Origin of the sequence: Clostridium sp. (assembly GCF_018372875.1) — a bacterium.
GTDB lineage: Bacteria > Bacillota > Clostridia > Clostridiales > Clostridiaceae > Clostridium.
Window position 1 is genome coordinate 1 of sequence record NZ_JAHAIF010000071.1, and the last position, 11,255, is coordinate 11,255.

The 11,255-nt window shown below is 31.3% G+C and carries 10 protein-coding genes; all 10 read left to right on the forward strand.

The genetic code is table 11. From position 1 onward, the window contains the following. Window positions 1-218 precede the first annotated feature (218 nt). The 10 genes from KIB46_RS15245 to tpiA all read left to right on the forward strand — a co-directional run bounded on the left by KIB46_RS15245 (window position 219) and on the right by tpiA (window position 11,151). Window positions 219-1,664 (forward strand): VanW family protein, encoded by a 1,446-nt coding sequence (locus KIB46_RS15245; protein WP_291672997.1) that lies wholly within the window; start codon window positions 219-221, stop codon window positions 1,662-1,664. A 19-nt stretch (window positions 1,665-1,683) separates the two neighbouring features. Continuing rightward, window positions 1,684-2,526: a Cof-type HAD-IIB family hydrolase gene (locus KIB46_RS15250; protein WP_291672999.1), complete on the forward strand. Its 843-nt coding sequence runs from the start codon at window positions 1,684-1,686 to the stop codon at window positions 2,524-2,526. Window positions 2,527-2,587: 61 nt separating this feature from the next. Continuing rightward, window positions 2,588-3,595 carry a spore photoproduct lyase gene (gene splB / locus KIB46_RS15255; RefSeq protein ID WP_291673001.1) on the forward strand — a complete coding sequence of 336 codons (1,008 nt, stop codon included), beginning with the start codon at window positions 2,588-2,590 and terminating at the stop codon, window positions 3,593-3,595. Window positions 3,596-3,693: 98 nt separating this feature from the next. Beyond that, a complete protein-coding gene (gene trmL, locus KIB46_RS15260) occupies window positions 3,694-4,155 on the forward strand; it encodes a tRNA (uridine(34)/cytosine(34)/5-carboxymethylaminomethyluridine(34)-2'-O)-methyltransferase TrmL (protein ID WP_156559701.1) in 462 nt (153 codons plus the stop codon). 20 nt (window positions 4,156-4,175) lie between these two features. After that, window positions 4,176-5,024 (forward strand): DegV family protein, encoded by an 849-nt coding sequence (locus KIB46_RS15265; RefSeq protein ID WP_291673003.1) that lies wholly within the window; start codon window positions 4,176-4,178, stop codon window positions 5,022-5,024. Between the two features lie 140 nt (window positions 5,025-5,164). Next, on the forward strand, window positions 5,165-6,547 hold the full coding sequence (gene rpoN, locus KIB46_RS15270) for an RNA polymerase factor sigma-54 (RefSeq protein WP_291673004.1): 1,383 nt from the start codon (window positions 5,165-5,167) through the stop codon (window positions 6,545-6,547). 272 nt (window positions 6,548-6,819) lie between these two features. Then, window positions 6,820-7,857 (forward strand): sugar-binding domain-containing protein, encoded by a 1,038-nt coding sequence (locus KIB46_RS15275; protein ID WP_156561546.1) that lies wholly within the window; start codon window positions 6,820-6,822, stop codon window positions 7,855-7,857. A 63-nt stretch (window positions 7,858-7,920) separates the two neighbouring features. After that, window positions 7,921-8,931 (forward strand): type I glyceraldehyde-3-phosphate dehydrogenase, encoded by a 1,011-nt coding sequence (gap, locus tag KIB46_RS15280; protein WP_027098745.1) that lies wholly within the window; start codon window positions 7,921-7,923, stop codon window positions 8,929-8,931. 109 nt (window positions 8,932-9,040) lie between these two features. Next, complete coding sequence (locus KIB46_RS15285) at window positions 9,041-10,219, forward strand: phosphoglycerate kinase (protein ID WP_156561547.1); 1,179 nt, start codon at window positions 9,041-9,043, stop codon at window positions 10,217-10,219. 185 nt (window positions 10,220-10,404) lie between these two features. Beyond that, the gene (gene tpiA / locus KIB46_RS15290) at window positions 10,405-11,151 is read left to right on the forward strand and encodes a triose-phosphate isomerase (protein WP_291673007.1); all 747 of its coding nucleotides are present in this window, start codon (window positions 10,405-10,407) and stop codon (window positions 11,149-11,151) included. The last annotated feature ends 104 nt before the right edge of the window (window positions 11,152-11,255 follow it).

Sequence of the window (11,255 nt, forward strand, 5' to 3'; positions counted from 1 at the left end):
CCTGCAAGATTTTCCTCAGGCAAGCTTCGGAAATGCAGATGGGCGAAAAAAATCGACGGCTCCACAGTCGCCTTGGCGATTTTTTTATTCTTTAGGAAACCAATATTAATAAAAATTTAATGTTAAATACTAAATACTTCATCTTATATTTTTTTAGTATTTAATATATAATTAATATGAGACATTTTTTATCACTTTATAGGAAAGGAGTTGACATAATGAAGGATAAAAAAGATATTATTAAAGTTTTAAAGTCAAAATATTTTATTATTTCAGGAATTATAGTTTTTATAATTGGTGCTTATTTAGCTTACACAGTATCTTTAAATGAGCAAGTAAAGTCTTGGGATGACAAAACATACCCTGGGGTGACTGTTAAAGGGGTAGACCTTGGTGGAAAAACAAAGGAAGAGGTAGCACAAATTCTTAATGAAAAGTTTGCGTCGCAGTTAAGTGAGAAGGCAATTAACATAACTGTTGGAGACAAGAAGCTTTCATACAAGTATAGTGACTTAAGTGCTGCGTATAATATAGATGAAGTGGCAGAAGAGGCTGTTCTATATGGTAAGGATAAAAGTGCATACAATAAAAATAAACTAATAAAGAATAAAGATAAAGAGACTCATGATATTGAAATGAGCTTAGTTTATGATGAAACCAAAATAGCAAATATAGAGAAAAGCATAAAAAAAGCTGTAGATATATCACCGGTTAATGCGACAATTTCTAAATCAGGAGACAGTTTTAATATTTCTAATGATAAAGTTGGGTACACTCTTGATTCAACGGATTTAGATAAAAAGATAAAAGAAGCATTAAATGGAAACTTAGGTGAATCTACTGATTTAACATTTAGTTTAAAAGAAGTACAAGCTAGAGTTAAAAAGTCAGATTTAGCTAAGATTAATGGAATGATGTCAACATTCTCTACTGAATATAAGTCATCTACAGAAGATAGAAGCTATAACATAGCTTTTGTAACATCTTTATTGAATGGTACTGTACTTATGCCAGGTGAAGAATTTAGTTTCAGTGAACTATCACAAAGAGGTAAAGGTAAGTATAAAATAGGTACTATGTATATGAATAATAAGGTTGTACCAGCAGAAGCAGGTGGAGTGTGTCAAGTATCAAGTACATTATATAATGCAGCTATGCAAGCTAATATAAGATCTACTGAGAGAAGGAATCATTCATTACCAGTTGGATATGTAGATCCAGGCTTAGATGCAACAATGGCTTGGGGGGGAGTAGACTATAAGTTTAAGAACCCATACGATTTCCCAATTTATATTGAAGGATATACACAAAATAAGGTAGTTACTATAAGTATATATGGAAATCCAAGTGCTCTTGGTGGAAAAACTTACAAACTGGTTAGCGAAGATTTAGGAGCCATACCTCAATCAGTTAAGTATAAGGATGATGCAAGCTTACCTAAGGGGACAGAAGTTGTAGAGGTGAAAGGTGCAGCAGGGCGTAAAGCAAAAGCTTATTTAGTTACTTATAAAGATGGAAAACAAATTAATAAGGAACTAATATCTACAGACACTTATGCACCACAACAAACAGTTATTAGAAGAGGGACAGGCCCAGTAGCTGAACCAAATACACCTGAATCAACAGATGAAGGAGCAACAGGAGCACCAACACCAACAGTATAAATATTTTAGTGAGGATGTTATGAGCTATAAATTAATATGTATAGACGTAGATGGAACATTACTAGGTGAAAACGGAATAATTCCAGAAGAGAATATTTTAGCAATAGAACAAGCCTACAAAAAAGGTGTACAAGTAGTGATTTCTACGGGAAGAATATATAGCAATGCTGTACAGATTGCTAAGAGAATTAAGGTGAAATCACCTGTTATAGCTGCAAATGGTGCAGTAGTTAAGGATTGGTACAGTGGTAAAACAATATTCCACGCATCATTTAAAAGAGATGAGTATGAAAAGTTATTAGAGCTACTATCAAAATATAAACTAGTAGCACATTTCTATACAATGGATAGGGTAATAGCTTATAGTGCTATTGGGAGTATTGCTGCTTTAGTATATAAGATGAAGAATTATAGTAAGAGTAATAAGATATATGTTGATTCTTATCTTACATTAAAATCTTTAAGAAAAAAGCTTAAAGATTTAGAAGGCCATATTGTTAAATGTGTACTATATTCCATAGATAAAGAGAGTTTGCGTAGATTTAGAAAAGAAATAGAAGATACTTCAGACATGTCTATATTTGGAGCAGGAAGTTACTCAATAGAAATTGGTCCCAAGGGAGTTTCTAAAGGTAGTTCTGTTAAGATATTATCTAATTATTTAAATATAAATATAGAAGATGTTATATGCATTGGAGATAACGAAAATGACATTGAAATGGTCAAGTATGCAGGTTTGGGAGTGGCTATGTGTAATGGAGTTGATAGCCTAAAAGAAGTTGCCGATTACGTTACTGATACCAATATAAATAGTGGTGTTGCAAAGGTAATAAATAAATTTATTTTGACAAAAAATCCATGATAAAATTCATGGATTTTTTTGTTTTATTAATATAATACTATTAATAAAAGAGGTGATAGTATTGTTTATACCTAATAAAGCAGTAATAGAAGAAAAGGCATTAGAATATGAAAAGGGAAGAGAAATATTAGAAAAGTTTAAAAAGTTTAATATAAATACTACCATAGTAAAAAGTAATAGGTATCCATCTATAAGAAACACAACACCGGCTGAAAAATTTATGGATAGTAAAAGAACTTTAATTGTAGGTGTAAGAAAAAAGATACCATTTCAAAGTTGTAAACCATCAGCACACTATCAGTTACCATTAATAAGTGGGTGTAGTGGAATGTGTGAATATTGTTATTTAAATACACAACTTGGGAAAAGACCATACACTAAAATAAACGTAAATATAGATGAAATATTAAATCAAGCAATGGAATATGTTGAAGAAAGAAAACCTAATATAACAATTTTTGAAGGTGCAGCAACTTCAGATCCTATACCAGTTGAATATTACTCAGGAGCTTTAGCAAAAGCTATTGAAGTGTTTGGCCAAAACGAATTTACTAGGTTTAGAGTTGTAAGTAAGTTTTCTGATGTTGATTCCCTTTTAAAACTTAATCATAATGGTCATACAACAATAAGATTTAGTATAAATACTCAAAGGGTAATAAGGGAATTTGAGCATGGTACAGATAATATAGATAAAAGATTAGAAGCAGCAAAAAAAGTTAAAGAAGCAGGATATAATTTAGGATTTATTATTGCTCCAGTGTTTATATATCCCAATTGGAAAGAGGAGTATTTAAATTTATTGGATAAAATAAAAAATGATATAAGTACAGATGATTTAATGTTTGAAGTAATATCTCATAGATTTACAGGGAGAGCAAAAGAGAGAATATTAGAAGTATATCCAAACAGTAAATTACCTATGAATGAAGAAGAAAGAAAATATAAATATGGACAATTTGGCTATGGAAAGTTTGTATATCCCAAGGAAGAATTAAATGAAATGAAAGATTTTTTTAAATTTAGTTTAGAAGAAAGGTTTGGAGGTAGTAGTATAAATTATATAATATAGTTATATAATTTAGATAGATAAAAAGTTTTGACTAAATGTATACCCTGTAGTATCATTTTTATCATAGCATTAAAGTGCTTGAATTGGAGGTCAAAACAGTGAATTTGAATATAGTTTTATATCAACCTGAGATACCACAAAATACAGGAAATATTGCAAGAACTTGCGTTTTAACAGATTCAAAGTTACATTTAATAAAACCACTTGGATTTGCTTTAGATGAAAAACATCTAAGAAGAGCAGGTTTAGATTACTGGAAAGATTTAGAATTGGAAGTTCATGAAAGCTATGAAGCTTTTATTGAAAAGTATGGAGATAGAAAAATATTTTTAGCATCAACTCATGGTGGTGAGCATTATGATGAGGTGAAATTCAAAGAAGGAGATTTTATAATGTTTGGTAGAGAATCTTCTGGGGTTCCACAAGATGTTCATGAAACTCATGAAAATATTAGAATTCCAATGATACAAAGTAGTACTAGGAGTTTGAACCTATCAAATACAGTTGCTATAATTGCATATGAAGCATTAAGACAAATAGGATTTCCTAATATGAAATAAAATAGAGGGGAATGAGGGAAATGGATAAAATTAAAATAATAACAGATAGTTCAGCAGATTTACCAAAAGAGGTATTCAAAAAGCTTAATATTGATGTCTTACCTCTATTAATTAACTTTGGAGAAGAGAGCCATCTAGATGGTGTAGACATAAATATTGAAGAGTTATTTGAGAAAATAGAAACAAGTGATATTTTCCCTAACACAGCACAAGTAACACCACCAAGATTTGCAGAAGCATATGAAAAGTATTTAAAAGAAGGATATAAAATAATATCTATACATTTATCATCATGTATGAGTGGTACATATCAGTCAGCATGTCTTGCAAAGCAAATGTTAGAAAGTGATGATATTTATGTTGTTGATTCTCAAAATGTTACCTCTGGCTTAGGATTATTAGCGTATAGAGCAGCAATACTTAGAGATAGAGGATTAAGCGCTGAAGAAATAGTAGCTGATTTAGAAGAATCAAAAGAATACATTAGTTCTTCTTTATGCTTTGAATCATTAGATAACTTAGTTAGAGGAGGAAGAATTACTAAGACTGTAAGTGTTGTTACTGGAGTTTTAGGAATAAAGCTAATCCTTGAAGTTAAAGATGGTTTAATGGCTGTTAAAGACAAGGTAAGAGGAAGTAAAAAAGCTGTAAAGAGAATTATAAAAGATATAGAACATTATGGCTTAAAAGAAGATATGCCTATAGTTTTATTAAATGTAAATAATGAGGATGTTTATAAGCCTATAAAAGACTATTTAGATGAACATAATTTAAATTACATTGATGCAGTTGTGGGATGTACTGTTGGTATACATTCAGGTAATAATGCAACAGGTGTATTCTTTATGTCAAATAAGAAATATAAGTAGAAATAAAAGAGAGTATTTTGGGATACTCTCTTTTATTTATAATTTTTTTTGAAAATGTATACATATATTGTTGAAATTTTTAATATAACAATATAAACTAATATAAAAGATATGTACAAGCATATAAGTAGGTGATAAGGATGAGAATGGATTATAGCTATAATCTTACGCAAGAACAAAAGTTAGTGTTAACTCATGAAATGCAGTTGTCTATTAAAGTGTTACAAATGTCTGCAAATGAGTTGAGAGAGTATATAAATGATGAATTTGCAGAGAACCCTATATTAGAAATGCAAGAAAATATAAGTAATTCAGCTGATAGTAAAAGTAAAGAGTTAGATAAATATGATTATAAAGAAATGATAAAATATCTTGAGTTTGATAATTACGGAGCTCAAAGTTATGGAAGTTATGATGATGAGGAAATATCGCCTTTTAATTTTATTTCAGAAAAAAAATCATTAAAGGAATACCTTTATGAACAAATTAATGAGATTGAGGAAAACGATTTAATAATAAGTATAGCAGGTTATATTATTGAAAGTTTAGACCATAGAGGATATCTTGAAATAAGCGTAGAGGAAATAGCAAAGGAAATTAATATTGATAAGGTTTTAGTTGAAGAAGCTTTAGAGGTAGTTCAAGATTTAGAGCCGTATGGAATAGGAGCTAGAAACTTAAAAGAATGTTTAAAGATACAACTTATAAATTTGGGATTAATAGATGATATATTAGAGAAAATAGTAGATAATCACTTGGAAGATATAGCTAATAGCAGATATGGAAACATAGCTAAGTCACTAAATATTTCTCCTAGGGAGGCTCAAAGATATGGTGATGTTATAAGAAAGCTTGAACCAAAACCTTCGAGAGGATTTTTTACAGGAGAAGATGTGAAATTTATAATTCCTGATGCTGAAATAAGAAATATTCAAGGTGAGTTTTATATAATTATGAATGATGGAATTCTACCTAAGCTATCAGTAAATAATGCGTATAAAGAAGTTTTAAATACTAATACAGATGAGAATACTGCTGAATATGTAAAAGAGAAGTTAAATAAAGCTATATCTATAGTAAAAAGTATAGAGCAGAGAAGATCGACTTTATATAAAGTACTTGAAAAGATAGTAAAAAAACAAAATGATTTTCTTTTAAATGGAGTTAATCATATAAAACCAATGACTTTAAAAGAGATTTCAGAAGATATAAAAATGCATGAATCAACAGTGAGTAGAGCTATAAAAGATAAATATATATTAACTAGTTTTGGAACAATAAAAATTAAAGATTTATTTGTATCTAAATTATCTGTTGGGAAAAATGATGAAGATGTTGCTGTAACAATAATAAAGAAAAAAATAAAAAATATGATAGATAATGAAAATAAAAAGAAACCATTATCAGATCAAGTTATTTGCGATAATTTAAATGATGAAAAGATAAACATATCTAGAAGGACAGTAGCTAAATATAGAGAAGAATTAGGAATACAATCTTCTAGTAAAAGAAAAAGAATCTAAAATAAAGCCTTGAGTAATTCAGGGCTTTATTTTTATACATATTTGTATTAACTTTACTACATAAAAAGTGTGTACTAAATTATAATTTTATAAGATTAACATATACTAAATATTGATTTACTAAAAATAGATTATACAAAATGGAAAGCTTTAATAAATTACAAAAAAACTTTCCAATACCTCTTTAAAAAATCCAACTAGTGATTTATAATAATACATGTGGGACGTAAAAATGGCGAGTGGGACATACTTCGCCCAAAGGAGTGTTAGAGGTGCAGGAAATATTGCGATTACAAAAGAAAATAGTTCCTGAACTTGTAGAAGTACTCGAAAAAAGGTACAATGTACTAAGAACTATTTACTATAATCAACCAATTGGTAGAAGAATTTTGGCTAATCAGTTGAATTTAGGGGAAAGAATAGTTAGAACCGAGATAAATTTTCTTAAGTCACAGGGATTGATAGAAATAAATACTCCTGGCATGACTGTAACAAGCAGTGGCGAAGAAATTGTTAATAACCTAAAGGATTTTATACATGAAATAAAGGGATTATCAGATATAGAAAATCAGATAAAAGCACTTTTACATCTTAGAAAGGTTATAATAGTTCCAGGAGATGTAGAGGAGAATCCTACAATCTTAAAAGACCTTGGTAAAGCATGTGCAGGATATGTAAAAGATATTATCAATGACAATTGCATAATTGCTTTAACCGGAGGAAGTACTATCAAAGAAGTTGTTGAAGCCTTTCCAAGGCAGAATACAGGTTTATCAAATGCATTAGTTGTTCCAGCTAGAGGTGGAATGGGAAGAAAAGTTGAAACCCAAGCCAATACATTAGCAGCATCATTAGCTCAAAAGCTAAATGGAACATACAAATTACTTCATATACCAGAAAATCTATCATCAGATATTCTTGATACTTTGTTAAAAGAAAAAGAAATTAAAGATGTTATAGATTCCATACATCAAGCAGACATATTAATGTACGGTGTAGGTAATGCTAAGGAAATGGCAGTGAAGAGAGGTGCATCTGAAGAAGAGATAGAAAGACTTGAAAGCTTAGAAGCAATTGGTGAAGCGTTTGGTTGTTATTTTAATAAAAATTCGGAAGTAGTGTCTCAAACAACTGCTATTGGAATTAATATTAAAGAATCCAGAAAAATTAACACGCATATTGCTGTTGCAGGTGGAAAAAATAAGGTAGAGTCAATTATTTCTACTCAGCGTAATAATACAAATGGAATTTTAGTTACTGATGAAGCAGCTGGAAGAGAGATTCTTGAAAGGTTGAAGCACAGTAATTAGAATATATAAAAAAGTTTATAAAAATTAATTTTTATAAAAACCAAATTTTAGGAGGTAATTTTAATGGCAAATGTTAAAGTAGCGATTAATGGTTTTGGACGTATTGGACGTCTTGCATTCAGACAAATGTTCGGAGCAGAAGGATATGAAGTTGTTGCAATCAACGACTTAACAGATCCTAAGATGTTAGCTCACTTATTAAAATATGACTCATCTCAAGGTAGATATAACGGAACTGTAGAAGTTAAAGAAGATTCTATCGTTGTAAACGGAAAAGAAATCAAAATTTATGCTGAAGCTGACGCTTCAAAACTTCCTTGGGGAGAAATCGGAGTAGACGTAGTTCTTGAATGTACTGGATTCTATGTATCAAAGGCTAAGTCTCAAGCACACATCAATGCAGGTGCTAAGAAAGTTGTTATCTCAGCTCCAGCTGGAAACGACCTTCCAACAGTTGTATTCAACGTAAACCAAGATATCTTAACTGCTGAAGATAACATAATCTCAGCTGCATCTTGTACTACAAACTGCTTAGCTCCAATGGCTAATGCATTAAACAACTTTGCACCAATTCAATCTGGTATAATGTCAACAATCCACGCTTACACTGGAGACCAAATGGTACTTGATGGACCACACAGAAAGGGTGACTTCAGAAGAGCTAGAGCTGCAGCTGTTAACATAGTTCCAAACTCAACAGGAGCTGCTAAGGCTATCGGATTAGTTATTCCAGAATTAAACGGAAAATTAATCGGTTCTGCACAAAGAGTTCCAGTTCCAACTGGTTCAACTACTATCTTAACTGCAGTAGTTAAAGGAAAGGACGTTACTAAGGAAGCTATAAACGCTGCTATGAAGGCTGCTTCTAACGAATCTTTCGGATACACTGAAGAAGAATTAGTATCTTCAGATATCATCGGAATCACTTATGGTTCATTATTCGATGCAACTCAAACTATGGTTGCTCCAATTGGAGAAGATTTATACCAAGTTCAAGTTGTTGCATGGTATGACAACGAAAACTCATACACTAGCCAAATGGTTAGAACAATCAAATACTTCGCTAGCCTATAAGATTTAGAATTAGCATAAAGTATAAAAAGTAAAATAAGTCTGGTTTTGTAGTATAAGGCTATAAAGCCAGACTATTTTAAAATATAGAATAAATTAAGAGGTGAAAAGAATGAACTTTAACAAGAAGACTATTGAAGATATCGATGTTAAGGGTAAAAAGGTTTTAGTTAGATGTGACTTTAACGTACCTTTAAAAGATGGTGTAATAACTGATGAAAATAGATTAAATGGAGCACTTCCAACTATTAAGTATTTAATGGAAAATGGAGCTAAAGTAATCCTTTGCTCACACTTAGGAAAAGATGCTTCTAAATCATTAGCTCCAGTAGCTAAGAGATTAAGCGAAATGTTAGGAAAAGAAGTAGTATTCGCTAGAGACGAAGAAGTTGTAGGAGCAAATGCTAAAGCTGCAGTTGCTGCTATGAATGATGGGGATGTTGTATTATTAGAAAATACAAGATGCAGAAAAGAAGAAACTAAGAATGTTGAAGAATTCTCTAAAGAATTAGCTTCTTTAGCTGATATATTCGTTAACGATGCATTTGGTACTGCTCACAGAGCTCACTGTTCAACAGTTGGTGTTACTGAATTCTTAGATACAGCTGTATGTGGATACTTAATTCAAAAGGAATTAAAGTTCTTAGGAGAAGCTGTAAACGCACCAGTTAGACCATTTGTTGCTATCTTAGGTGGATCAAAGGTTTCTGATAAGATTGCTGTTATCAACAACTTATTAGAAAAAGTTAATACAATCATTATTGGTGGAGGAATGGCTTACACATTCTTAAAGGCTCAAGGATATGAAATCGGAACTTCTTTATGTGAAGACGATAGAATGGACTACGCTAAAGAAATGATAGCTAAAGCTGAAGCTAATGGAGTTAAATTCTTATTACCAGTAGATCACAGAATTGCTGATGGATTCAAGGATGTTGAAGCTACAGTAACTGAAGATCAAAACATTCCAGCAGGATTTATGGGATTAGATATCGGACCTAAGACAGAGGCTCTATATGCTGATGCTATTAAAGATGCTAAGACTGTTATTTGGAACGGACCAATGGGAGTATTCGAATTCGAAAACTTCAACAAGGGAACAATTGCAGTAGCTAAGGCTATGGCTGATGCTGATGCAACAACAGTTATTGGTGGAGGAGATTCTGCTGCTGCTGTTAACATTTTAGGTTTTGGAGATAAGATGACTCACATCTCTACAGGTGGTGGAGCTTCATTAGAATTCTTAGAAGGAAAAGTTCTTCCAGGAATAGCTGCTCTAAACGATAAGTAATCATCTAAATATTTGATTTAGATATGATTACTTACACACAGTGAAAATAATTAAAATAAAAAAAGATAAAAATGATAAGGATGAAACTTCTTTGGAGTTTCTAAGAATATAATGTAGAAAATCTAGAGTCTTTTCATCCATATTTTTATTAACATGATTATCTAAAATATGATGAGGTGATTTTGATGAGAAAAGCTGTTATAGCTGGTAACTGGAAGATGCATTACACTCCAGATGAAGCTGTTAAAGTTATAGAAGAATTAAAGCCATTAGTAAAGGATGCAACATGTGAAGTTGTTATTTGTGCTCCATTTGTTGATCTTGATGCTGTTATAAAGGCTGCTAAGGGATCAAATATAAAGATAGGTGCTCAAAACATGCACTTTGAAGAAAAGGGTGCTTTCACAGGAGAAGTTGCTCCAAGAATGTTAGAAGCAATGGGAGTTGACTATGTTGTTTTAGGACATAGTGAAAGAAGAGAATACTTCAACGAAACTGATGAAGCTTTAAACAAGAAAGTTAAGGTTGCTTTCGAGCACAACTTAATTCCAATTCTTTGCTGTGGTGAAACACTAGAACAAAGAGAAGGTGGAGTTACTAACGAAGTGGTTGGATCTCAAATTAAAGCTGATTTAGCTGGATTAGATAAAGAATTAGCAGAAAAAGTTATCATAGCTTATGAACCAATCTGGGCTATTGGAACTGGTAAAACTGCTACTAACGAACAAGCTAACGAAACAATAGCTGCAATCAGAGGAATAGTTGCAGAAATGTTTGGTCAAGAAGTTGCTGATAAGGTAAGAATCCAATACGGTGGATCAGTTAAACCTAACACAATAAAAGACCAAATGGCTATGTCTGACATAGATGGTGCTTTAGTTGGTGGAGCTAGCTTAGTTGCTACTGATTTTGCTCAAATCGTAAATTACTAATATAAAAAGGGGCTGTCGCACTAAATAATTAGTGCGTAGCTCTTTTTTTTGTAAAAAAATAAATCCCAAACTCTACGAGTTTAGGATTTATGATAAAATATTCT